The 25,433-nt window shown below is 44.5% G+C and carries 19 protein-coding genes and 1 tRNA gene; 13 read left to right on the top strand and 7 right to left on the bottom strand.

The window, feature by feature from the left end:
* Positions 1 to 40: 40 nt before the first annotated feature.
* The 7 genes from R3O62_RS05875 to R3O62_RS05845 all read left to right on the top strand — a co-directional run bounded on the left by R3O62_RS05875 (position 41) and on the right by R3O62_RS05845 (position 8,020).
* Complete coding sequence (locus R3O62_RS05875) at positions 41 to 1,336, top strand: FtsW/RodA/SpoVE family cell cycle protein (RefSeq protein ID WP_005779278.1); 1,296 nt, start codon at positions 41 to 43, stop codon at positions 1,334 to 1,336.
* A 1-nt stretch (position 1,337) separates the two neighbouring features.
* Entirely contained in the window at positions 1,338 to 2,480 is a 1,143-nt protein-coding gene (gene murG, locus R3O62_RS05870) for an undecaprenyldiphospho-muramoylpentapeptide beta-N-acetylglucosaminyltransferase (protein WP_217736930.1), read from the top strand.
* Positions 2,477 to 3,871, top strand: coding sequence for a UDP-N-acetylmuramate--L-alanine ligase (locus tag R3O62_RS05865; RefSeq protein ID WP_269095347.1), 1,395 nt, complete (start codon positions 2,477 to 2,479; stop codon positions 3,869 to 3,871). The genes murG and R3O62_RS05865 overlap by 4 nt, the downstream gene beginning before the upstream one ends.
* Positions 3,872 to 3,902: 31 nt before the next feature.
* On the top strand, positions 3,903 to 4,643 hold the full coding sequence (locus R3O62_RS05860; RefSeq protein WP_005779283.1) for a cell division protein FtsQ/DivIB: 741 nt from the start codon (positions 3,903 to 3,905) through the stop codon (positions 4,641 to 4,643).
* A 76-nt stretch (positions 4,644 to 4,719) separates the two neighbouring features.
* Complete coding sequence (gene ftsA / locus R3O62_RS05855) at positions 4,720 to 6,150, top strand: cell division protein FtsA (RefSeq protein WP_005822778.1); 1,431 nt, start codon at positions 4,720 to 4,722, stop codon at positions 6,148 to 6,150.
* Positions 6,151 to 6,176: 26 nt separating this feature from the next.
* Positions 6,177 to 7,487, top strand: a complete 1,311-nt coding sequence (ftsZ, locus tag R3O62_RS05850) for a cell division protein FtsZ (RefSeq protein WP_005779287.1) — start codon at positions 6,177 to 6,179, stop codon at positions 7,485 to 7,487.
* 83 nt (positions 7,488 to 7,570) lie between these two features.
* Positions 7,571 to 8,020: a GatB/YqeY domain-containing protein gene (locus R3O62_RS05845; RefSeq protein WP_005822777.1), complete on the top strand. Its 450-nt coding sequence runs from the start codon at positions 7,571 to 7,573 to the stop codon at positions 8,018 to 8,020.
* Positions 8,021 to 8,184: 164 nt separating this feature from the next.
* Here R3O62_RS05845 and recO read toward each other — a convergent pair whose 3' ends face one another.
* On the bottom strand, positions 8,185 to 8,913 hold the full coding sequence (gene recO, locus R3O62_RS05840) for a DNA repair protein RecO (RefSeq protein WP_005779289.1): 729 nt from the start codon (positions 8,911 to 8,913) through the stop codon (positions 8,185 to 8,187).
* A gap of 297 nt (positions 8,914 to 9,210) precedes the next feature.
* Between recO and R3O62_RS05835 the strand changes: the two genes are divergently transcribed.
* From R3O62_RS05835 to gyrB, 3 genes are all read left to right on the top strand, one after another.
* Positions 9,211 to 9,282: transfer RNA gene (locus tag R3O62_RS05835), tRNA-Glu, on the top strand.
* Positions 9,283 to 9,321: 39 nt separating this feature from the next.
* On the top strand, positions 9,322 to 9,576 hold the full coding sequence (gene rpsT, locus R3O62_RS05830) for a 30S ribosomal protein S20 (RefSeq protein WP_005779290.1): 255 nt from the start codon (positions 9,322 to 9,324) through the stop codon (positions 9,574 to 9,576).
* Between the two features lie 180 nt (positions 9,577 to 9,756).
* Complete coding sequence (gene gyrB / locus R3O62_RS05825) at positions 9,757 to 11,715, top strand: DNA topoisomerase (ATP-hydrolyzing) subunit B (RefSeq protein ID WP_005779291.1); 1,959 nt, start codon at positions 9,757 to 9,759, stop codon at positions 11,713 to 11,715.
* A 95-nt stretch (positions 11,716 to 11,810) separates the two neighbouring features.
* Here gyrB and R3O62_RS05820 read toward each other — a convergent pair whose 3' ends face one another.
* The 3 genes from R3O62_RS05820 to gpmI are packed head-to-tail and all read right to left on the bottom strand — an operon-like array spanning position 11,811 to position 16,930.
* Complete coding sequence (locus tag R3O62_RS05820; RefSeq protein ID WP_250710037.1) at positions 11,811 to 14,777, bottom strand: AsmA family protein; 2,967 nt, start codon at positions 14,775 to 14,777, stop codon at positions 11,811 to 11,813.
* Positions 14,774 to 15,355 (bottom strand): DUF3109 family protein, encoded by a 582-nt coding sequence (locus R3O62_RS05815; RefSeq protein WP_005779295.1) that lies wholly within the window; start codon positions 15,353 to 15,355, stop codon positions 14,774 to 14,776. Before R3O62_RS05815 ends, R3O62_RS05820 begins: the two co-directional genes overlap by 4 nt.
* 60 nt (positions 15,356 to 15,415) lie before the next feature.
* Positions 15,416 to 16,930 carry a 2,3-bisphosphoglycerate-independent phosphoglycerate mutase gene (gene gpmI, locus R3O62_RS05810; RefSeq protein WP_005779296.1) on the bottom strand — a complete coding sequence of 505 codons (1,515 nt, stop codon included), beginning with the start codon at positions 16,928 to 16,930 and terminating at the stop codon, positions 15,416 to 15,418.
* 287 nt (positions 16,931 to 17,217) lie between these two features.
* On the opposite strand from gpmI, the gene R3O62_RS05805 reads away from it, so the two are divergent.
* Positions 17,218 to 18,144 carry a magnesium transporter CorA family protein gene (locus tag R3O62_RS05805; protein ID WP_005779298.1) on the top strand — a complete coding sequence of 309 codons (927 nt, stop codon included), beginning with the start codon at positions 17,218 to 17,220 and terminating at the stop codon, positions 18,142 to 18,144.
* Positions 18,145 to 18,155: 11 nt separating this feature from the next.
* On the opposite strand, the gene R3O62_RS05800 is transcribed toward R3O62_RS05805, so the two are convergent.
* The 3 genes from R3O62_RS05800 to R3O62_RS05790 form a co-directional block, all read right to left on the bottom strand.
* On the bottom strand, positions 18,156 to 18,761 hold the full coding sequence (locus tag R3O62_RS05800) for a ribonuclease HII (protein WP_005822775.1): 606 nt from the start codon (positions 18,759 to 18,761) through the stop codon (positions 18,156 to 18,158).
* Between the two features lie 580 nt (positions 18,762 to 19,341).
* The gene (locus tag R3O62_RS05795; protein WP_122200263.1) at positions 19,342 to 21,546 is read right to left on the bottom strand and encodes a sodium-translocating pyrophosphatase; all 2,205 of its coding nucleotides are present in this window, start codon (positions 21,544 to 21,546) and stop codon (positions 19,342 to 19,344) included.
* Positions 21,547 to 21,667: 121 nt separating this feature from the next.
* The gene (locus R3O62_RS05790) at positions 21,668 to 22,222 is read right to left on the bottom strand and encodes a hypothetical protein (protein ID WP_005779307.1); all 555 of its coding nucleotides are present in this window, start codon (positions 22,220 to 22,222) and stop codon (positions 21,668 to 21,670) included.
* Between the two features lie 241 nt (positions 22,223 to 22,463).
* Here R3O62_RS05790 and R3O62_RS05785 point away from each other — a divergent pair, with 241 nt between their 5' ends.
* Positions 22,464 to 24,623: an alpha-galactosidase gene (locus R3O62_RS05785; protein ID WP_250710036.1), complete on the top strand. Its 2,160-nt coding sequence runs from the start codon at positions 22,464 to 22,466 to the stop codon at positions 24,621 to 24,623.
* Positions 24,624 to 24,857: 234 nt separating this feature from the next.
* Positions 24,858 to 25,400 (top strand): RNA polymerase sigma-70 factor, encoded by a 543-nt coding sequence (locus R3O62_RS05780; RefSeq protein ID WP_005779311.1) that lies wholly within the window; start codon positions 24,858 to 24,860, stop codon positions 25,398 to 25,400.
* Positions 25,401 to 25,433 lie beyond the last annotated feature (33 nt).

The following is a 25,433-nucleotide window of genomic DNA, read 5'->3' as shown; positions in this document are numbered from 1 at the left end:
TTAAAAAGGCAGGACTCCTAAGAGCTAAAAACTAAAAGCCGTGGATTTATTAAAGAACATATTCAAAGGTGATAAGGTAATCTGGATCATTTTCCTTTGCCTCTGCCTCATCTCTATTATAGAGGTGTTTAGTGCTGCCAGTACACTGACTTATAAAAGTGGTGATCACTGGGGACCCATCACACAGCATTCCATCATCCTGATGATCGGCGCAATCGTGGTGGTTTTGATGCACAACATCCCTTATAAATGGTTTCAGGTGTTCCCGGTCTTCCTGTACCCCATTTCGGTAGTGCTGTTAGCTTTCGTCACATTGATGGGAGTCATCACAGGCGACCGTGTAAATGGGGCTGCCCGCTGGATGAGTTTTATGGGATTACAGTTTCAACCTTCGGAACTGGCCAAGATGGCAGTAATCATTGCGGTTTCCTTTATTCTTTCCAAAAAACAGGATGATGAAGGAGCCAATCCAAAAGCCTTTAAATATATAATGATACTGACCGGACTGGTGTGCATGCTCATTGCTCCGGAAAATCTTTCGACAGCTATGCTGCTGTTCGGGGTCGTAGTATTGATGATGTTCATCGGGCGTGTCGCCTTCAAAAAGTTAGCTATGTTATTAGGCGGACTGGCACTGGCTGGGTGTCTGGGAGTAATCTTTCTGCTGGCCATACCTAAAGACACCGACATTCCGTTCCTCCACCGCTTTGATACCTGGAAAAGCCGTATCACCAACTTCACTGAGAAAGAGGAAGTACCGGCTGCAAAGTTCGATATTGACAAAGATGCCCAGATAGCCCATGCACGTATAGCCATTGCTACCAGTAACGTGATAGGTAAAGCTCCGGGAAACTCGATTCAACGCGATTTCCTAAGTCAGGCATTCTCCGATTTCATTTTTGCCATTATCATTGAAGAGTTGGGGCTGGTAGGAGGAGCCTTTGTGGTTATTCTCTACATCTGGCTGTTGGTTCGAACAGGCCGAATCGCCCAGAAATGTGAACGTACATTTCCGGCATTCCTTGTCATGGGAATCGCCTTGATGCTGGTATCACAAGCCATATTGAACATGATGGTAGCTGTCGGTTTGTTTCCTGTCACAGGACAGCCCTTACCACTAATCAGTAAAGGAGGTACAAGTACCCTGATCAACTGCGCCTATATCGGAATGATATTGAGTGTCAGCCGTTATACCGCTTATCTGGAAGAGAAAAAAGATAATCCCGCTCCCCTCCTTACCGGAGAAGAAGGGAGTGAAACCGTTGCAAGCGAAGCCCAAACAGCAGCTGAGCCTACAGCGGAAGTCTTAAACAGTGATGCTAAATTTGAAGAGTGATATGAATAAGGAAAATAATAAAGAGGGACGGAATGACACTTTAAGGATCATCATCAGTGGCGGTGGTACCGGAGGACATATTTTTCCGGCTGTATCCATTGCAAACGCCATAAAAGAATTACGTCCCGATGCACAAATCCTGTTTGTAGGAGCCGAAGGAAGAATGGAGATGCAACGAGTACCGGATGCAGGCTATCAGATCATCGGATTACCCGTAGCAGGATTCGATCGCAAACATTTGTGGAAAAATGTTGCCGTATTACTGAAATTGGCACGCAGCCAATGGAAAGCGCGCAGCATTATCCGTCAGTTCCGTCCACAGGTAGCAGTAGGAGTAGGCGGATATGCAAGCGGTCCGACATTAAAAATGGCCGGAATGATGGGTGTACCCACCTTAATACAGGAGCAAAACTCATATGCCGGAGTAACCAACAAACTATTGGCAAAGAAAGCACGGAAAATCTGTGTAGCATATGATGGGATGGAAAAATTCTTTCCGGGCAGCAAAATCATTATGACAGGCAACCCGGTACGTCAGAATCTGTTAACGGAGAAGCCGGAACAAAAACAAGCTATTCGCTCTTTCGGACTGGATCCGGAGAAGAAAACCATTCTGATTCTGGGGGGAAGCCTGGGCGCCCGCACAATCAATAATACATTGATTGCCGGATTGCAGCTGATTCGTCAGACTAAAAATGTACAATTCATCTGGCAAACAGGAAAAATCTATCACCAACAAGTAACGGAAGCCGTAAAAGTTGCCGGAAACATTCCTAATCTGTATGTGACAGACTTCATTAAAGATATGGCTGCCGCTTATGCTGCTGCCGACTTGGTTATTTCGCGTGCAGGTGCCGGCTCCATTTCCGAATTCTGCCTGTTGAATAAAGCAGTTATCCTGGTTCCGTCTCCCAACGTAGCAGAAGATCACCAAACCAAAAATGCATTGGCATTGGTGAACAAACGAGCTGCCATCTACGTAAAGGACGCAGAAGCGGAAGAGAAATTATTATCCGTGGCATTAGAAACCATAGCAGATTCCGGAAAACTAAAAGAACTTAGTGAAAACATCGCTCACCTGGCCCTACCGGATTCTGCCATCGTGATAGCAAAAGAAGTTATAAAATTAGCACAACAGCCATGAACATAGAAACTATTCAATCTGTATATTTTGTCGGTGCAGGAGGTATCGGAATGAGTGCCCTCGTACGCTATTTCCTTTCTAAAGGGAAGGTAGTGGCAGGCTATGACCGTACCCCCAGTGAACTGACTCAACACCTTATAGAAGAAGGAGCACAGATTCATTACGAAGAAAATATCAATCTTATCCCGGATGCCTGTAAAGACCCGGCCACGACACTGGTCGTTTTAACTCCTGCCGTACCTCAGGAACATGCCGAATTGACCTACTTCCGTGACAACGGATTCGAAATACAAAAACGTGCACAAGTATTAGGCACCATCACCCATTCCAGTAAAGGGCTTTGTGTAGCCGGTACACATGGTAAAACCACTACATCAACGATAACGGCCCATCTGCTTCATCACTCGCATATAGGCTGCACTGCCTTTTTGGGAGGTATTTCCAAAAATTATGGAACGAATCTGTTACTCTCTCCAAGCAGTCCGTATACCGTAATCGAAGCTGACGAATTCGACCGTTCATTCCACTGGCTGTCTCCATATATGTCTGTCATTACCGCAACCGATCCGGATCATCTGGATATTTATGGAACCGAACAGGCTTATCTGGAAAGCTTTGAGCACTATACCACATTAATCCAGCCGGGAGGGGCACTGATCATCCGCGAAGGCATTTCTCTTCAGCCTAAAGTGCAAGAGGGTGTCAAGATTTACACCTATTCACGCGATAAAGGAGACTTCCATGCTGAAAACATTCGCATTGGAAACGGAGAAATCTTCATCGATTTTATAGGACCGGATATTCGCATCGACAACATTCAGCTGGGAGTGCCCGTAAGTATCAATATAGAGAATGGAGTCGCTGCCATGGCACTTGCCTATCTCAATGGAGTGACCGCCGAAGAAATCAAACAAGGAATGGCAAGTTTCCGAGGTGTGGACCGTCGATTCGACTTCAAGATCAAAAACGACCAGATCGTGTTCCTGAGTGACTACGCTCATCATCCCTCCGAAATCAAACAGAGTGTGATGTCCATGCGTGAACTCTACCGGGATAAAAAGATCACCGCTGTTTTTCAGCCACACCTCTATACCCGTACACGGGACTTCTATAAAGAATTTGCCGATAGCTTGTCGCTACTCGACGAAGTAATACTGGTAGATATCTATCCGGCGCGCGAACAGCCTATTCCAGGGGTAACCAGTCAACTGATATATGATAACCTACGTCCGGGTATTGAAAAAAGCATGTGTAAGAAAGAGGAAATACTCGATGTGCTGAAAACGAAGCATATTGAGGTGTTGATCACGTTGGGAGCAGGAGACATAGATAGCTATGTCCCGGATATTTGTGAACTATTGACCCGAAGGATAACTCCATCGGACAATTAATTTGTAAATCGTCAAAACAATAAATTTCCTCATGATAAAAAGAATCCTTCTGACCATCGTCATGTTACTTCTCATAGCCTATCTCGTAGCGGCTGTGACAGTATTCAACAGCAAACCTGCCCATCAGGTCTGCCGCGACATGGAATTAGTAATAAAGGATACGCTCAATGCCGGTTTCGTCACTAAAAACGAGGTAGCTGCCATCCTGCAAAAGAAAGGCATTTATCCCGTTGGAAAGAAAATGGACCGCATTCACACCAAAACGCTGGAAAAAGAGTTGAACAAGCATCCGCTGATCAATGAAGCACAATGCTATAAAACTCCAAGCGGCAAACTTTGCGTGGAAGTGACACAACGTGTACCGATTCTCCGCATCATGAGCAACAATGGTGAAAACTACTATCTGGATAACAAAGGTAAAGTGATGCCTCCCGATGCAAAATGCGTAGCACACCGGGCAATTGTCACCGGAAATGTAGAAAAGTCGTTTGCAATGAAGGATTTATATAAGTTTGGTGTATTTTTGCAAAACAATCCGTTCTGGGAAGCCCAGATTGTGCAAATAAACGTGCTCCCCGGGAAAGAGATCGAATTGATTCCCCGTGTAGGTAATCATATTATCTATCTGGGCAAGTTAGAACATTTTGAGGATAAACTGGGACGATTGAAGACCTTTTACGAAAAAGGGCTGAACCAGGTGGGATGGAACAAATATTCACGCATCAGCCTGGAATTCGGTAATCAGATTATCTGCACAAAAAAGAAACAATAATTCGTAAACAGCTAAACGTACCTTTGTGTTAAAGAGATGAGTCTATAATACAAAAGGGAATAAAATAGAATTTTATATGGCAACAACAGATTTTATCGCCGCTATTGAACTGGGTTCATCGAAAATAGCCGGTATAGCCGGAAAGAAGAATAGTGATGGAAGCATACAGGTATTAGCTTATGCCAGGGAGGATTCGTCTTCATTCATCCGGAAAGGAGTGATTTACAATCTGGATAAAACGGCACAGAGCCTGACCTCCATCATCAATAAGCTGGAGGGTGCTCTCAACAACTCAATTGCCAAGATCTATGTGGGTATCGGGGGGCAATCGCTCCGTACGGTACGCAATGTAGTTAGTCGCGATCTTGAGGAGGAGACCATTATCTCTCAGGAATTAGTCGACTCCATCTGTGATGAAAATCTTGAGATACCACTGATCGATATGGATATACTGGACGTTGCTCCGCAAGAATACAAAATTGGAAACAATCTCCAGGCAGATCCCGTCGGTGTGGCAGGAAGCCATATTGAAGGACGCTTTCTGAACATTGTGGCACGTGCTTCGCTCAAAAAAAACCTGGAACGCTGTTTCGAACAAGCTAAAATTGAAATAGCAGATTTATTGATCTCCCCGCTGGTTACTGCAGATGCAGTGCTGACGGAAAGTGAGAGACGTTCCGGCTGTGCACTGATTGATTTCGGAGCCGACACATCGACTATTTCCATCTATAAGAATAACATTCTCCGATTCCTTACCGTACTGCCATTAGGAGGAAACAGCATTACTCATGATCTCGTTTCCCTTCAGATAGAAGAGGAAGAAGGCGAACGCCTGAAAATCAGATATGGTAACGCCTTTTACGAAGAGGAAGAAGGCGAAGAACCTGCTACCTGCCAACTGGAAGAAGGAGGTAGAACCGTAGAACTCGGCAAACTGAATAATATCATCGAGGCGCGTACTGAAGAAATTATTGCAAACGTATGGAATCAGATTCAACTTTCAGGGTATGATGATAAACTGTTGGCCGGACTTATCATTACAGGAGGAGCCTCCAATCTGAAAAACCTGGACGAAGCTCTCCGTAAACGAAGTAAGATAGAAAAGGTGAGAAGCGCACGATTCGTACGCAACACCATTCATGCAGACGAAGATGTTGTGAAGAAAGACGGTACACAGAACACCTTATTCGGACTGCTTGCTGCCGGCAATGAAAACTGTTGCCTGCAAGAGACACCTGCTCCCCAGCCGCATGTACAACCTCAGCCTCAACCCGAACCGGTGAATATGTTTGAAGAAGATGAGAGTCTGAAAGAACAGGAAGCCGCTGCACGTGCTGCCAAAAAGAAAAAAGAGGAAGAGGAAAAAAGACGGAAAGAAGAAGAAAAGCAACGTAAACTGGAGGAGAAAAAAAGAAGAGAAGAAGAAAGAAGAAACAAACCGAATTGGTTTAAATCGACTTTCGACAAACTTTCTAATGAGATTTTCTCCGATGAAGATATGAAATAAAGTGATAATTCATAATACAATATAATATGGACGAGATAGTACAATTCGATTTCCCTACAGATTCGCCGAAAATCATTAAAGTGATTGGTGTAGGAGGTGGTGGAGGTAACGCCGTCAACCACATGTACCGGGAAGGCATACACGACGTGACATTCGTTCTCTGCAATACCGACAACCAGGCATTGGCTGAGTCTCCTGTACCGGTCAAACTGCAACTGGGACGTTCCATCACGCAAGGACTCGGTGCCGGAAACCGTCCGGAGCGTGCACGTGATGCTGCCGAAGAGAGCATCGAAGACATAAAAAACCTGCTGAATGATGGTACCAAGATGGTATTTATCACTGCCGGAATGGGCGGAGGTACCGGAACCGGAGCAGCCCCCGTCATCGCCCGTATCGCTAAAGAGATGGATATCCTGACTGTCGGAATCGTTACCATCCCTTTTATCTTTGAAGGCGAAAAGAAAATTATCCAGGCTCTGGATGGAGTAGAACGCATTGCCCAACATGTAGACGCTTTGTTGGTGATCAATAACGAACGCCTGCGTGAAATTTATTCCGACCTGACCTTTATGAACGCATTCGGCAAGGCAGATGACACACTGTCAATCGCAGCCAAAAGTATTGCCGAAATCATCACCATGCGGGGTACGGTAAACCTGGACTTCGCTGATGTGAAAACAATCCTCAAAGACGGTGGTGTAGCCATCATGAGTACCGGATTCGGTGAAGGAGAAAACCGCGTAACCAAAGCAATCGACGACGCACTCCATTCACCGTTACTCAATAACAATGACATCTTCAATGCGAAGAAAGTCATGCTGAATGTTTCGTTCTGTCCTGCTTCCGAACTGATGATGGAGGAGATGAATGAAGTGCACGAGTTTATGAGCAAATTCCGCGAAGGTGTAGAAGTGATCTGGGGTGTGGCTATGGATACCTCACTGGATACGAAAGTGAAGATCACTGTGCTTGCTACCGGTTTCGGTGTGGAAGACGTACCAGGTATGGACGACCTACACGAGAAACGCAGCCAGGAAGAAGAAGAACGTCAGTTGCAGCTGGAAGAAGAGAAGGAAAAGAACAAAGAGCGCATTCGTAAAGCATATGGTGAAAGTGCCAGTGGCATCGGAACGCGCAACCTGCGGAAACGCCGTCATATCTATCTCTTCAATCCGGAAGATCTGGACAATGATGATATCATCGCCATGGTAGAAGACTCTCCTACTTACCTTCGCGACAAAACGACTTTGGGTAAGATCAAAGCAAAAGCCGCATTGGAAGAAGAGATAGCTACTGAAGAAGCTATAGATGACAGTGGAGTTATCACATTTTAATAAATAGCTAAATATATCGATCATTAACCCGGATTTACCAATTATAAACCGTAAATCGTTAAATCATAATATAACATAACATCATGGATTTATTCGAAAGAGTCAGCGAAGACATTAAAAACGCAATGAAAGCGAAAGATAAAGTAGCCCTTGAAACCCTTAGAAATGTAAAGAAGTTCTTTCTGGAAGCTAAAACTGCTCCGGGAGCCAATGACATCCTTACAGACGCAGATGCACTGAAAATCGTGCAAAAACTGGTAAAACAAGGTAAAGATGCTGCAGAAATATATATAGGACAGGGTCGTCAGGACTTAGCCGATGCAGAATTGGCACAAGTACAAGTCATGGAAACCTATTTACCGAAACAAATGACTGCCGAAGAACTGGAAGCTGCACTGAAAGAGATTATTGCTGAAGTAGGTGCTACCAGTGGTAAAGATATGGGAAAGGTAATGGGAGTAGCCTCCAAGAAACTTGCCGGATTGGCCGAAGGACGCGCTATTTCAACTAAAGTAAAAGAGTTGTTGGGATAATCTCAACGTATAAATCCTGCTTATAAGAGAAGCTACACAATAGCTATACTCTCTTTTAAAAGAAATCTACCCCCGGATGTACACAGAGTTACATCCGGGGGTATCTTGTTTACAGACACGGATTACCAAAGCCAAATGAAGTACACAGAAATGGGCAAGAGATACTAATCAAATAATTCCTTCAATACATCCAATGATTTCAGTACAGGAAAATCAGGAAGATGTAACCGGTAATACTCATTAATAATAGCCAGGCATCGGGCCCTTTCCGTACGGTTCATTCCGAAAAGGTGCATTGTTTCATAGTTCATACGCATCAATTGCAGTAATCTCCCAGCTTCATCAGGCTGGATATAGCAAGAATGAAGTTGAGGACGAACCGAAGTAAAGTTAGCATTCAACATATCAAAATAGTCACCCGTATGATAATCATCCAGATTGGGGTACAATCCCAGAAAGCGGGAAAGACGCATCAGAAACACCAGATGAAAGTTGGCAAAGCTAATCTTACAAGCATCCAACCACAAGATAGAATGCTGTAAATAGGCAAACAATGGGCGGTTCTCCGCCTCTTCGCGAATGGCACGATAAAGAAATTCCGCAAGGAAAAGAGCTATAGCCGATTTAAAAGGATCATAAGGAATGGAGGCGAACGGACTAAAGGATTTAGCTTCCTTAATTCTGAAAAGCGAAGTATTCGGTCGATAATCTGCCTCAAACTCAATCAGCGCCAACGGCTGGAATAGTACTGATTTGACAGCAGCCTTCTTAGAGCGTGGCACAGCAACCAGAAAAGATGCACGTCCTGAAAGCTCAGTATACATCTCAACGATATTTGAAGTATCGTTATACTTTAGTATATGAAGAACGATTCCAACTGTTTTTTGCAGCATATCTCTAACTTTTCTTTCGGGTAACAAAGCTACGAAAAAAGTGTGAATAGACAATCAAAGACTCCTATCTCAAAAAAAAGTTCATATCCCAAACAAAACGTAAAAAGAACATATATCACTGATTATCAACAAATAAACAAAGAAAAATAATATATCTATCAAAAATAATTAGATTTTTTTCTGCAAATAGTTTGGTAGTTTCAAAAAAAGGTCTACCTTTGCACTCGCAATCGGGAAACAACGATACAGAACGAAAGCAAAGCGAAACAAAAAGAGCAGAAATGCTCAATACAGGATGGCCCGTTCGTCTATCGGTTAGGACGCAAGATTTTCATTCTTGAAAGGGGGGTTCGATTCCCCCACGGGCTACAATTAAAAAAATAAACGAATTAAAACAGATTAGTCGAGATGGCAAATCATAAATCATCAATCAAGAGAATCAGACAAGAAGAAAGCAGAAGACTTCGCAACAGATATTATGGTAAAACCATGAGAAATGCTGTTAGAAAACTTCGTTCAACTACTGACAAAGCAGAAGCAACTGCTATGTACCCAAGCATCACTAAGATGGTAGACAAGTTAGCTAAAACAAATGTTATTCATAAGAATAAAGCTAACAACTTGAAATCTAAGTTGGCTATTTACATCAATAAGCTTGCTTAAGAAATAAGACTTATAACAGACTCTATACAATATTGAGAGCCGAACTTTTTAGTTCGGCTTTTCATGTTTAAAACCATCCCATCCGGTTTACTTTAAATTCTTCTTTTTTCACTCTTCATTCTTCTCTAACTCAGATATTTTCACTATATTTGCTCTGTTATTATAATTAGGAATCAAATTATGAGCGAAGAACAGAATCCCACCAATAACGGGTCTTATTCAGCAGATAGTATCCAAGTATTGGAAGGACTTGAAGCAGTTAGAAAACGCCCTGCGATGTACATTGGTGACATCAGCGTAAAGGGACTTCATCACTTGGTATATGAAATTGTCGACAACTCTATCGACGAAGCATTGGCTGGTTATTGCGACCATATCGAAGTAACTATCAACGAAGATAACTCTATCACCGTACAGGACAATGGCCGTGGTATCCCCGTAGATTTCCACGAAAAAGAGCAGAAATCTGCCCTTGAAGTTGCCATGACTGTGCTACATGCCGGAGGTAAATTCGATAAAGGCTCGTATAAAGTATCCGGAGGTTTGCACGGTGTCGGTATGTCTTGTGTAAATGCATTGTCTACCCACATGACCACCCAGGTATTCCGTAACGGTAAAATCTACCAGCAGGAATACGAAATCGGCAAGCCCCTTTATGCAGTCAAAGAAGTAGGAACAGCCGACCATACAGGAACCAAACAACAATTCTGGCCTGACGACAGTATCTTTACCGAAACAGTCTATGACTACAAGATTCTGGCTTCACGCTTACGTGAGCTGGCTTACTTGAATGCGGGATTACGCATCTCACTGACAGACCGACGTGTAATAAACGAAGACGGTAGCTTCAAACACGAAACTTTCTACTCGGAAGAAGGTTTAAGAGAGTTCGTACGCTTCATAGAATCGTCACGCGAACACTTGATTAACGATGTGATCTATTTGAACACGGAGAAGCAGAACATCCCCATCGAGGTAGCTATCATGTATAATACCGGATTCTCTGAGAATATCCACTCGTATGTCAATAATATCAATACAATAGAAGGCGGTACGCATCTGGCAGGTTTCCGCCGTGCCCTGACCCGTACACTGAAAAAGTATGCAGAAGACAGCAAAATGCTGGAAAAGGTCAAAATAGAAATCTCCGGTGATGACTTCCGTGAAGGACTTACAGCCGTGATCTCTGTAAAAGTTGCTGAACCTCAATTTGAAGGACAGACTAAAACCAAGTTGGGAAACAACGAAGTGATGGGTGCTGTCGACCAGGCTGTAGGTGAAGTGCTGAACTATTATCTGGAAGAACATCCGAAAGAAGCAAAAGCCATTGTAGACAAGGTGATTCTGGCTGCCACTGCCCGCCACGCTGCACGTAAAGCACGTGAAATGGTTCAACGCAAATCCCCCATGTCAGGAGGCGGGCTACCGGGAAAACTGGCTGACTGTTCGGATAAAGACCCGCAAAAGTGCGAATTGTTCCTCGTCGAGGGAGATTCAGCAGGCGGTACAGCCAAACAAGGCCGTAACCGTGCATTCCAAGCCATCCTTCCACTACGCGGTAAGATTCTGAACGTAGAGAAAGCAATGTATCACAAAGCTCTTGAGAGTGAAGAAATACGCAATATCTACACCGCCTTAGGCGTTACCATCGGCACTGAAGAAGACAGTAAGGCTGCCAATATCGATAAGTTGCGCTATCACAAGATCATCATCATGACCGATGCCGACGTCGATGGTTCACACATCGACACACTGATCATGACCTTCTTCTTCCGGTATATGCCGCAAATCATACAGAATGGGTATCTCTATATCGCAACTCCCCCACTCTATCTCTGCAAAAAAGGTAAAGTAGAAGAGTATTGCTGGACAGATGCACAACGCCAGAAGTTTATCGACACTTACGGTGGCGGTTCGGAAAATGCAATTCATACACAACGTTACAAAGGTTTGGGTGAAATGAACGCCCAGCAGTTGTGGGAAACAACCATGGACCCTGAAAACCGTATGCTGAAACAAGTTAATATTGACAACGCAGCAGAAGCCGATTATATCTTTTCCATGTTAATGGGTGAAGATGTAGGACCACGCCGCGAATTCATAGAAGAGAATGCAACGTATGCAAATATCGATGCATAATTCGTAATATAAACACCAACCTCACATCTTACAACGAAGAAGCGCCGGTACTGAAGGAAAATCCTTCGGACCGGCGCTTTTCTTTGATTATCTTTTTATCTGGGCCTTCGTCCGGTAATTACTCTCCGGAAGCGGTTAACAATCTCGTTACCCATATTCACACGGGTACTGTCCACCCGATGCACTGCAGCGGGGGTAACCGCATCTTTATACTTAGCCTTGCCAATGCGGAATTTCATTTTATCCAGATTACCTGTAATATTTACTCCGGCTTTAAACGGCAATGGCGATTTAAGAATGGAAATATGATAATTAAAATTCATATCCAGTCCTTGTTCACCGCCGATAGCCGCTTTATAACGGTCTATCTCTACGAGGAACGGATAAACGGTCACATTACCGTCATGTACCGTCACATTGACAGAAATACTGTCGAATACATTTTCCTTCTTATTCTTAAACATCAACATCTTCGAAATCTCAGCAAAGGTTTCTCCATCCATCAGAACCAGACTGTCCCCTTTGATATGAATAGCCGAGCGCAAAGTCGGGATACGGATATTCATAGCCGAATCCAAGCGGGCATCGGCTGCCACATCAAACATAACACGCCCTTTAAAAGAACGGAGCATGGGCACTATCGTGTCGAGTGAAGGCACGAAATCAACCAGCTTTGCAATATTGATATTCCGGATTTTGAAATCGAAACCAGCATATCCACCACGCGGGCTACTGGCCTTATAAACCATTACCGCTTTCATATCCGCATCGAGAGCGCGCATCGAAAGGTCTTCCAGATGTATGGCCTGATTTTTAATATCCACCGCACCATGCACATTTTCAAAAAGCATTTTTTCAAAAACTACCTTTTTCAAATCTGTCTGCAGTTCAAAATCTATGTTTCGGGGAATCACGAATAACTTCATCTCCGAAGGCACACTGTCGGTAAGCACTTCCGTAGTGTCCTGAGGGAAAGACAATGAATTAATTAATTGATTGCAATCTATCAGATTGGAAGTAAGGGATAAATGCGCTGTCAGCTTCTCGCCTTTCGTCATAGCCCTGTAAACGCCCTCCATATCACCGGTAGCCGTCATGTCAGAACGTCCGATACGGACAGAAGCATTCTTCAGCCTGATTTTCGGCCCATCGACTGTTACCGCTGTCTTTGCCATACGGATGGGCAATCCGAACTCCGGTGTACGGAAACGCAAACGGTCGAAACCAACGATTCCCTTAGGCACCCACAAAGAGTCATTCAATTTCTCAGCTTTCATCTTGATGCCGGCCACATTCATAGCCATACGAGTCTCCGCCGCACTGAAGAAAAGCGAATCGGCACGAAGCGAGAAATCAACCGCCGGCTTTGTTACATCCGCTTCCTGAGGTTCCAAAGCCGCTTGGGCCTTAGCACGGGCACTGTATAACTTTATCGAATCTCCCATCGAAGCATGAAGTTTACTTACTTCCATATCGCACTGCAAAGAAACGATACAGGTAGTATCCTGCGGATTAGTAGAAGTTACGTTGGCAACCAACCGTTCAATATCAGAAGAAAGCAAACGACTTCTCAACACCAGTTTCCGGATATCCACCTGAGCCTGCAGAGTCTCGTTATCACGGAAACGGAAAGTCGCATTACCCAGGAAGTTGAAATCTTTAGCAGTATCTTTCAATTCGAAATCATTCAGTTCGAGCTTGCCTCCCAACTTCATACGTCCGATGTCCTGCTTCTTCAAAGTAGAAAGACGGCACTTCATTCCCATATCCGCATCCAGTTTACCCCGGATCGTCACACTTTCCTGTAACGGAAAGGTTTTGGCAAGTGCATCCAGGTCAACGGTCGACTTGGTATGAAAAGTGATCAACGGATCATTCAACAAGTCGTCTACTTTCGCATCGGCCAGTACTTCGGTATGCGCCCCCTTAAAGTGGAAGATTTTCAGATTCAGATAAGAAGGCTGATGACGCATCAGATCGACATACGCATCAAAATCCGCCGTCACCTCATCAATGCCATACGGCAAACCCTTGTATTGTGCCGAAGCCTCTTTAATACCGATCTTCAATGACACAGCCGGTAACTTTTTGTCACCATACACACCTCTCACCCTGCCACTGACAGTAACCTCCCCTTTGGCCGATACTTTACTGTCTTTCACATATGCTTTCGGAATCATTCGAAGTACTGTCTCCATAGATGGAGCATGCAAGCCATATTCCAGATCCATACCGATCGTTTTTGCCACAGTATCCCGACGGAATGCCCCGTTCACATCCAATTGAATCCCATTTACATTAAGCTCCGTATCTTTCAGTTTCCAGACAGCAGTCTGACGATCCACCGTAATATCGGTCCGAAGAGCAGTAGCTATCTTATTGACCAGCAATTCCCCCCGTTGCCAGAAAAGTATATTCTTATTGTCGAACTTCAGTCCCAGGGTAGAAACACCTTTTGTCAATGAAAGTCTCAACTTCAGATTAGCATCATCTATCCGCGAATAGATATCCGTATTCCGGTCATCGAAAATGAGATTGGCATGTTTAAGTTCGATATTCCGGATATCAATTTCGCTATTAAAGTCAGCAGACACAGTATCCTCCGGAATCGTATCTGCCGAAGCACGGGTCACTTCCCAGTTTGCCTGTCCGGCCTTGTCCCGGTAGGCATACACTGATACTTCGTCCAAAGAGAGATTATGAACGATAATACGATTCTCCGTCAAATATGCCACCGGGTTTACAGTCAGCACACACTCTTTGAAAGAAAGCAATGAATCGGTTTTACACCAATTACTATCATTCAAAGTTCTGGACACCAGAGAGCCGTTCTTAACTTTCAGTCCAAATTGTGGGAAAGTCGAAAAGAAAGTCAATTCTACGCTTTCCATATCCAAGTGTGCATTCAGAGTCTGATTGGCAGCATCCAACACGACCGGAGTCAGTTTCTTCGGAGTTACGATAAAATTAATCACGAAAGCAATGGCTACAAGCAGCACCAAGAGTACAGAGCCCAATGTGATGCCACTGATCTTGAGTATCTTCTTTACTTGTCTGTTCATATCATCCCTCTATCCTGTAACTCTTTTACCACAATTTCCAGTTCATCATACCACTCCTGACCAAACTTGCGAATCAACGGTTCTTTCAGGAAACGGTAGACAGGCACATTCTCTTTCCGGCCCAACAATACAGCAGCCTTACACACATCCCACCGATGGTAGTTTACCGCCTTATAAGGTCCATAATTACCTACCCGTATGGGATACAGATGGCAAGAGACCGGTTTATAGAAATTTACTTTTCCCTCCCGGTATGCTTTCTCGATGGCACAATAACAATATCCTTTCTCATCATAACAGGTAAACACACAGTCCTTTCCGTTCACAATGGAAGTCACCAGATCGCCATCCGGATCGGTATACACCACTCCCTGCTTGTCTATCACGGCACGCGCCTCGGGTGACAATTCGTCCCAAACGACCGGAAGCACTTCCTCCAGTTTCTCCACTTCCTCCAGTTCTACCGGAGCCCCGGCATCTCCTTCAATGCAACATTCACCTTTGCAGGCATCCAGGTTGCATATAAACTTTTCGCGAAGCACATCCAGGCTTACAACAACGTCATCTATCTGAATCATAATTCTATCCTATAAAAAAGGCGGAGTAGAACTCCGCCCTCCTATCTGTTTATCAGGCTTTTACTTAATTAAAACTTGACCGTTCATTTCAGCAGGAGCTTCCAATCCCATAATCTTCAGAATAGTAGGAGCCACATCTGCCAAACGTCCGTCTGCTACCTTTGCATCTTTGTTTTCTGTCACATATACACAGGGTACAGGATTCAAAGAGTGAGCCGTATTGGGAGTACCGTCTTCATTCAGAGCGTGGTCAGCATTACCGTGGTCAGCAATGATGATAGCCTCGTAACCCTGGGCTTTGGCAGCTTCAATGGTATCTTTCACGCAAGCATCTACCGCAACTACCGCTTTCTCAATGGCTTCGTAGATACCGGTATGGCCTACCATGTCACCATTTGCATAATTCACAACGATAAAATCGTATTTATTCTCGTTGATGGCAGCCACCAATTTATCTTTTACTTCATAGGCACTCATCTCCGGTTTCAAGTCGTAAGTAGCAACTTTCGGAGACGGAACCAAGATACGGTCCTCGTTATCGTACGGAGTTTCGCGACCACCGTTAAAGAAGAATGTTACGTGAGCATATTTCTCTGTTTCGGCAATGTGAAGCTGTTTCATTCCTTTAGCAGCCAGGTATTCTCCAAGTGTGTTAGCAACATTTTCCTTGTCGAAGAGAATGTGTACACCTTTGAACGAAGCGTCGTACGGAGTCATACAGTAATACTGCAACCCGGGAATAGTGTGCATACCCGCCTCCGGCATATCCTGTTGCGTCAAAACGACTGTCAGTTCCTTAGCACGGTCATTACGGTAATTGAAGAAAATAACGACATCGCCTTCCTTAATGGTACCGTCTACATTGGCATTCACAATCGGTTTGATGAACTCATCCGTTACACCTTCATCGTAAGACTCCTGCATAGCTTGCACCATGTCAGCAGCTTTCTTACCGATACCGTTTACCAACAGGTCGTATGCCTCTTTCACACGTTCCCAACGTTTATCACGGTCCATGGCATAGTAACGTCCGATAATAGAAGCTACTTTACCGGTAGACTTGGCACAGTGTGCTTCCAACTGTTCGATAAAGCCTTTACCGCTTTTCGGGTCTGTATCACGTCCGTCCATAAAGCAATGAACGAAAGTATTCTCAATATTATATTCTTTAGCAATATCACAAAGTTTGAACAGGTGATCCAGAGAACTGTGTACACCGCCATCTGAAGTCAATCCCATGAAATGGATATTCTTTCCATTTTCTTTTGCATAAGAGAAAGCTGAAACGATTTCCGGATTCTTCAGGATGCTGTTATCACGGCAAGAGAGGTTGATCTTTACCAAATCCTGATAAACTACACGTCCTGCACCGATATTGAGGTGACCCACTTCTGAGTTACCCATCTGTCCGTCGGGCAAACCTACGTTTTCACCGCTGGCCTGCAACTGAGAGTGAGGATAGGTCTCCATCAGATAATCCCAGTACGGAGTAGCAGTGTTGAAGATTACGTCATCTTTCCCGTGGTCGCCTAATCCCCAACCATCAAGAATCATTAAAAGGGCTTTCTTACTCATAATATTCTAAAATTTAATTGTCGTTCTGATTTTCGGGTGCAAAGGTACAAAAAAGTTAATTACGAACACGTTTAATCTATGTTAAGCTATCTCCCTATCAGACAAAAAGGAAGAAAAAATGCGGTGGATTTGAAATGATTTCCTTACTTTTGCGCCGCTTTAAAAATAAAAAACAGAATATGGACGATTCAAACCCGCGAACGTGCAACAGTATTAACTAACACGAACAGAGTCATTCTGCGGTAATGCCTCTGCTCGGACATCAACAAACGAAAGGAGGCAATAAGATGAGAACATATCTTTATTGTGAAGCCGGCTTTGTGGAAAAAGCACAATGGCTTCCGAACAGCTGGGTCAACGTAGTGTGCCCGGACAGCAGTGATTTTAAATTCCTGACCGAAACGCTGAAAGTCCCTGAATCTTTTTTAAACGATATAGCCGATACCGATGAACGCCCGCGAACGGAAACCGAAGGTAACTGGCTGCTGACCATTCTGCGCATACCGGTACAGAACACTCAAAGCAGCCTCCCCTACATCACCGTCCCCATCGGCATCATCACCAACAATGAAATCATTGTTTCGGTATGTTACCATCAGACGGATATGATTCCGGATTTCATCGAGCATACCCGCCGGAAAGGAATCGAAGTGCGCAACAAACTCGATCTGATTTTCCGCCTGATTTATTCCTCGGCAGTCTGGTTCCTGAAGTACCTGAAACAGATAAATATTGACATCACCGCTGCCGAAAAGGAATTGGAACGCAGCATCCGTAACGAAGATTTGCTACGCTTGATGAAGTTGCAGAAGACACTGGTCTACTTCAACACCTCCATCCGCGGCAACGAAGTGATGATCGGTAAACTGAAAACCATCTTTCAGGATACCGACTTTCTGGATGAAGAGTTGGTGGAAGACGTTATCATTGAACTGAAGCAGGCGTTCAATACGGTCAACATTTACAGCGATATTCTCACAGGGACGATGGATGCCTTTGCGTCTATCATTTCAAACAATGTGAACGCCATCATGAAACGCATGACAAGCCTTTCCATCACATTGATGATCCCCACGTTAATAGCCAGTTTTTATGGCATGAATGTGGATATACACCTGGAAGAGATGCCTCATGCCTTCATGCTGATTATTCTGATATCCGTACTCCTGTCGGCTCTTTCTTTTGTTATCTTCAGGAAAATAAAGTGGTTCTGATAAAGAATCGTCTATTTAGGAAACAACTCCAGCTGTGCATCGCCTAACAGGTTGAAGGTCATACGATGATAAGGAGTAACACCGTTTTCGGCAATAGCCGCACGGTGTTTTTTCGTCGGATACCCCTTGTTATGGTCCCAGCCGTAACATGGAAATTCCTGATGCAGCCCATTCATATAGTCGTCACGATACGTTTTTGCAAGAATAGAGGCGGCAGCTATCGAAAGATACTTGCCGTCTCCCTTTACGACGGTGGTGTGGGGAATATCGGGGTATTTCCTGAAACGGTTTCCATCGATCAGCAAATGCTGAGGACGGGTTTTTAGCCCATCTACTGCCCGGTGCATGGCAAGAAACGAAGCATTCAGGATGTTTATCTTATCAATCTCTTCGGGTGAAACAATGCCGACTGCCCAAGCGATGGCTTCCCGTTCAATCACTTCGCGCAAAGCATAACGTTGTTTCTCGGACAACTGCTTGGAGTCATTCAACAACTCGTTCTCAAAATCTTTGGGCAGGATCACAGCAGCGGCATAAACCGCACCCGCCAGACAACCACGTCCGGCTTCATCACAACCGGCTTCTATCAGTTCTTCGTTTAACCAGGGTAAGAGCATCGTTTCTTTTATTTAACATGGCAAATGTAATCAATTAAACGGAAATGAACAACAGAACAAACCGAATCTCATCTTACTATCCGGAATAGGAGCATCTACCTTTTCTGCAAAAAGATTAAGAAGAAAGCAAGCATCCGTCATAGCATCTATAACACATTAAGAATAAGAGAACAAGCATCTGTTACCGTAACCTTATCCCGGCCCGCATACCCGGGCTCATAAGCCCGGGTATGCGGGCCCATGGGCACAGGTATGCGGGCTCATCAGCCCGGGTACAAGGGCCGGGATAAACTTCAAACCATAATCGCTAAAGGTATGAAGGAAAGCAAAATGCTATTACTGACATTTATCCATAGAAAAGCTGTTTCATCTATCTAACTACCAGATATTTAACATTAAACCAACCTCCCTGAAAGAGGGTGGAAGATGGAAGATAGAGGTGGAAGATAAACGGCCTTAAAAACGCATCTTCCACCTTGTTAACACACAATGATACAAGCAATTGGTCATTAAAAGGTGGAAGATGGAAGATCGAAACACATTTTCTGTAGGAGAAGGATAAAACGATCTTTTTTAGAACTCAGAACAGGCTCCAGGCAACAGTCAATCCCGCCATGACGATAGCAACCATGCTCATCAGTTTAATCAGGATATTCAGGCTCGGACCGGACGTATCTTTAAACGGATCACCGACAGTATCACCCACCACTGTAGCTTTGTGTACCTCGCTGCCTTTACCGCCAAAGTTCCCTTCTTCCACATATTTCTTCGCATTATCCCATGCTCCGCCGGCATTGGCCATGAAAATGGCAAGTACAAACCCACTGCTCAATCCGCCAATCAGCAAGCCTAATACACCGGGGACACCAAATATCAGCCCGGTAAGAATCGGCGCAACGATGGCAATCAGAGAAGGAACCACCATTTCACGTTGTGCTCCTTTCGTAGAGATAGCCACGCAACGCTCGTAATCCGGTTCGGTCTCTCCGGTCAGGATACCTTTCATCTCGCGGAACTGACGTCGTACTTCATCTACCATGTGTCCGGCCGCACGACCGACTGCATTCATAGTCAGTCCACAAAACAGGAATGCCATCATCGAACCGAGGAACATACCGGAAAGTACTTTCGGATTCATCAGGTTTACTTCATAGTAATTCATGAAGTCTACAAAGGTGGCATTAGCCGTAGTAATGGTATCTCCATTCGGGAAGGTCAGTTCCAGATTACCCAAACGGGTCAGTCCGATACGGATCTCCTCGATATAAGATGCCAGCAATGCCAATCCTGTCAGAGCTGCCGAACCAATGGCAAACCCTTTTCCGGTAGCCGCCGTTGTATTTCCCAGCGAATCGAGCGCATCGGTACGTTTACGGACCTCTTTACCCAAAGCGGACATTTCTGCATTGCCACCGGCATTATCTGCTATCGGACCATAAGCATCCGTAGCAAGCGTGATACCCAATGTAGAAAGCATACCGACAGCAGCGATACCGATGCCATAAAGCCCCATTCCTACATTGTCGAAGTCGAAACCGGAAGCCAGCAAATAGGAGGCAATGATGCCGATCACCACCGCAACCACCGGAATAGCCGTAGATAACATACCAAGCCCGATACCTGAAATAATAACTGTGGCGGGACCGGTTTTACCGCTTTCACTCAACTTCTGAGTAGGACGATAGGATTGAGAAGTATAATATTCCGTCGAACGACCGATGACAATACCCACAACCAGCCCTACAACTACCGCACACGAAATCCACATCCAGTTGTCCAGTCGCAAGAGCCATAGGATGAAAAAAGTAGCCACTACAATCAAAGCCGAGCTCAGATTTGTTCCCCAAGCCAACGAACCAAGCAGATCCTTCATGGTGGCATTCTCCTTGGTGCGGACAGAGAAAATACCGATAATGGAAAGAATGATACCGATAGCAGCAATCAGCATCGGGGCAATCACAGCTTTAAACTGCATCACCGTATCACCCGTATGAATAAAGGCGGCAGCACCCAAAGCAGCCGTTGCCAGAATAGAACCACAATAAGATTCATACAAGTCGGCACCCATACCTGCCACATCGCCTACATTATCACCTACATTATCGGCAATGGTAGCAGGATTACGCGGGTCGTCTTCCGGAATGCCGGCCTCAACTTTACCTACAAGATCGGCTCCCACATCAGCGGCCTTTGTATAAATTCCCCCGCCTACACGGGCAAAGAGCGCCTGTGTACTGGCACCCATACCGAAAGTGAGCATCGTAGTGGTAATGATACAGAGTTTATGGGTAGGTGTCAGTGCATCAGCGGGAATCGCCCAGTTAAGCAACAAATACCAGAAAGAGATGTCGAGCAACCCCAACCCTACTACCACCAGTCCCATCACAGCCCCACTTCGGAAAGCAATCCTAAGTCCGGCATTCAGTGACGTACGCGCAGCGTTAGCAGTACGTGCCGAAGCATAAGTGGCAGTTTTCATTCCCAGAAAACCCGAAAGTCCGGAGAAAAAGCCCCCGGTCAGAAAGGCTATCGGTACCCAGGCATTCTGTACCTGAAAACCATAAGCCATTACAGAGAACAGAATCACGAGTCCCAGAAAGACCCAGCCAACAATCTTATACTGTTGCTTCAGATAAGACATAGCGCCCCGACGTACAGCAGCGGCAATCTTAATCATTTGCGGAGTACCTTCGCTCTCTTTCATCATTTGCTTATGAAAATAGAACGCAAAACAGAGAGCCAGAACAGAGGCAAGCGGAACAAGCCAGAAAAGGATGCTATCCATAGACGTACAATATTTAAAGGTTTAACGAAAGCCTAAAAGTATTGAATCTAAACGAGATAACCAAATATTTTTGCCTTTTGCTTCTGCCAGCCCCGAAAAATGGGAGCAGATACAAAACGCTTCATCTCTCCTGCTTCTTTAAATAAAACGCCGGACAACGACTGTTCAGAAAAACAATTTTCCCTTCGCGGAAAGTCAATTTGCCATACTGTTTGTAAAGCCACTTCCGGTGTTGCTCGTCGGAAACGCCTTGCCGCTCTATCAATGAATCAGACATTACAAATCCGCCACTGCTCAGCCGAATAGTATACCACGTACGAGGATTCTTATCTCGTGTTACCCGTCTTTTATTTACCCGATAAGTTTCCGTACCGCTCGTGACGCGTTTCGTGGAAATATGCACAGTATCCCGGTAATGGAAACGTAATCCATCATAATATATCTGCTCCGGCTTTCTTGAGGAGCTCTTTTTCTCCCACAACTTAATATCATATACCGAATCATTGACCGGATTAATCGCTAAACGATAGTCCTGGGTCATGAAGCCGTCAGCACGGTGAATCCTATGCTCTCCTATCATCTCATCGGGAATCGGTCGCCTGTAGAGATTGCAGGCGGTAATCAGAAAAAGAAGCACAAGCATAGCTCCCGGAATTAGTTTCAGACTTGTTTTCATCCTCCTTTATTTTTAGCTCTCCAAAATTACACAATTTTATGTTATGCAAAAACAAAGTAGCGGAACGATAATTCCCGCAATAAAGGAATCTGCCCTGAAAGTTGCACTACTTGCCGGAGAACCACTTAACAAACAGAAGTATGGATTCCCGTTTGTTTCCTTTCGTTTCATTTGTGAATATAGCGAAGTTTCCTTTACTTTGCATGCACAATGCATATTTTATAACATCAATAATAATACCATGAAAAAATTACTTGCAACACTATTGGTTCTTACAGCCTGCCTCCATGTAAGTGCACAAGAATCGAAGCAGATTCGCATCTCGACAGAACGGACAGACCTTATTTTAGAAGTCGCTCCGAACGGACGCCTATATCAGGCTTATCTGGGTGACAAACTATTAAACGACCGGGACCTGAGCCACCTTTCAGGGCGATCCCGCAGATGGGAAGTATATCCGGGATCCGGTGGGGAAGACTATTTCGAACCGGCTGTAGCCATTACAAACAACGACGGTAACCCCAGTACCATCCTGCGTTATGTGTCCTCGGAACAGAAAACAGTAGAAGGCGGGACAGAGACCATCATCCGGATGAAAGACGACCAGTATCCGGTAGATGTGACGTTGCACTATGTATCTTATCCTAAACAAAATGTAATCAAGACATGGAGTGAGATCACGCATCAACAGAAGAAACCGGTCACTCTATGGCGTTATGCTTCAACGATGCTTTATTTCGCAAACCAAAAATATTATCTCACCGAATTCAGCAGTGACTGGGCCAAAGAGGTACAGATGAGTACACAACAGCTGCAACCGGGCAAAAAAATTCTCGATACAAAATTAGGAAGCCGCGCAGCCATGCACATGCAACCTTTCTTCGAACTCGGACTGGAACAGCCTGCACAAGAACATCAGGGACAAGTAATATTGGGTACCATTGGCTGGACAGGCAACTTCCAGTTTACTTTTGAGGTAGACAACGAGGGGAACTTGCGGGTAATCCCTGCCATCAACCCGTATGCTTCGGATTATCAATTAAAAGCAAACGAAATATTCACTACCCCGGAATTTATCTTTACCCTGAGTAACAACGGTACGGGAGAAGCCAGCCGCAATTTACACAACTGGGCACGCAACTACCAACTGAAAGATGGCCAGGGAGACCGGATGACTCTCCTCAATAATTGGGAGAACACTTATTTCACTTTCGATGAAGAGTTATTGGGTAAATTGATGAAAGAAGCCAAACATCTGGGTGTAGATATGTTTCTGCTCGACGATGGCTGGTTTGGAAATAAACATCCACGCAACGACGATCATGCCGGCCTGGGCGATTGGGAAGCAATGAAAAGCAAACTTCCCGGAGGTATCCCTGCATTAGTAGAGAAAGCGAAAGAAGCCGGTGTCAAATTCGGTATCTGGATAGAACCGGAGATGGTGAATCCTCAAAGTGATCTGTTCGAAGCACATCCCGACTGGGCAATCCATTATCCGAACCGTGAAACTTATTATTACCGCAATCAATTGGTACTCGACCTGAGCAATCCCAAAGTACAGGATTTCGTATTCGGCGTAGTCGATAAGATTATGACGGAAAACCCTGATGTAGCTTTCTTTAAGTGGGATTGCAACAGCCCCATCACCAATATCTATTCTCCCTATCTGAAAGACAAACAAGGACAACTCTATATCGATCATGTACGCGGTATATATAATGTATTGAAACGGGTCAAAGAAAAATACCCCAATGTCCCGATGATGCTATGTTCCGGCGGTGGTGCACGTTGCGACTACGAAGCACTGAAATACTTCACAGAGTTTTGGTGTTCGGACAATACCGATCCGATAGAGCGTTTGTTCATCCAGTGGGGTTTTTCACAATTCTTCCCTTCCAAAGCCATGTGTGCCCATGTTACAAGTTGGAACAGCAGGACGAGTGTAAAGTTCCGTACCGATGTTGCCAGCATGTGTAAATTGGGATTCGACATCGGCCTGAAAGATATGAAAGCGGACGAACTGGCTTATTGCCAGGAAGCCGTGGCAAATTATAAGCGCCTGAAGCCTGTCATACTGGATGGTGATCAATACCGCCTCATCTCTCCATATGAAAGCAATCACATGGCGATTATGTATGCCGCACCGGATGCTTCGAAAGCTGTTCTCTTCGCGTATGATATCCATCCCCGCTTTGGCGAGAAACTGCTCCCGATTAAGCTCCAGGGACTTGATGCCGGAAAAATGTACCGGGTGAAAGAAATTAATCTAATGCCGGGTCGGAAATCGAATCTGCCGGGTAATGAAAAAATCTTCTCCGGTGACTATCTGATGAAAATAGGATTGAATGCATTTACTACTTCACAGACCCATAGCCGGGTAATAGAACTGGTGGCAGAATAAACTTATTACTATCAACCCACAAAATACAGATGCAAAAGGCGGGGCACTTTGACAGTATCCCGCCTTTCATTTATGGTTAACACAAAACATGCAAATAAAAGCAGGAAAAGTTAATCCAACCTTTAAATACCACATATTATTAAATTAAAGAACGAAAGAATGTAATAAATATTAAGAAAAGAAGTTTATATTTTATATTTTTGCAGCACACATATAGCAACCATTACTCTATATATGAACAACGACATCGAATATATCAGCAAGATAAAGAAAGGAGAAGAAGCTTCTTTCCGTCATTTTGTGAATAGCTACTCGAAAGACTTGTTCTACTATGCACAGTGTTTCGTACGAACCAAAGAAACTGCCGAAGAAGTAGTCAGCGATGTCTTTCTGGATGTATGGAGGCACCGGGAAGAAATAGAAGAAATCAAGAATATAAAAGCCTGGTTGCTTACTTTAACTCACAACAAAGCCATCTCGTATCTGCGAAAAGCGGAAAATTCAAATGAAATAACTTCCTGGGAAGAAATAGACAGCTTCCAGATAATCGGAAATCTGCAAACTCCCGACGAACAGATGATCAGCAAGGAAGAGATAGCCCAAATCAACAGCCTCATTCAAACACTTCCTCCCAAATGCAAGGTAGTCTTCGCTCTTGCCAAGATAGAACGCCTACCCTATAAAGAAATAGCCGATATGCTGAATATATCTGTAAAGACCATTAATGCACACGTTGCCAAAGCATTAGAGATCATCTCGAGCGGCCTGAAAAAATAAATCAGAAAATAATCTAAAAAAGATGGAATCCGG

Source organism: Bacteroides hominis (assembly GCF_033042785.2).
Taxonomy (GTDB): Bacteria; Bacteroidota; Bacteroidia; order Bacteroidales; family Bacteroidaceae; genus Bacteroides; species Bacteroides hominis.
This window is presented reverse-complemented; position numbering and strand designations above follow the sequence as displayed.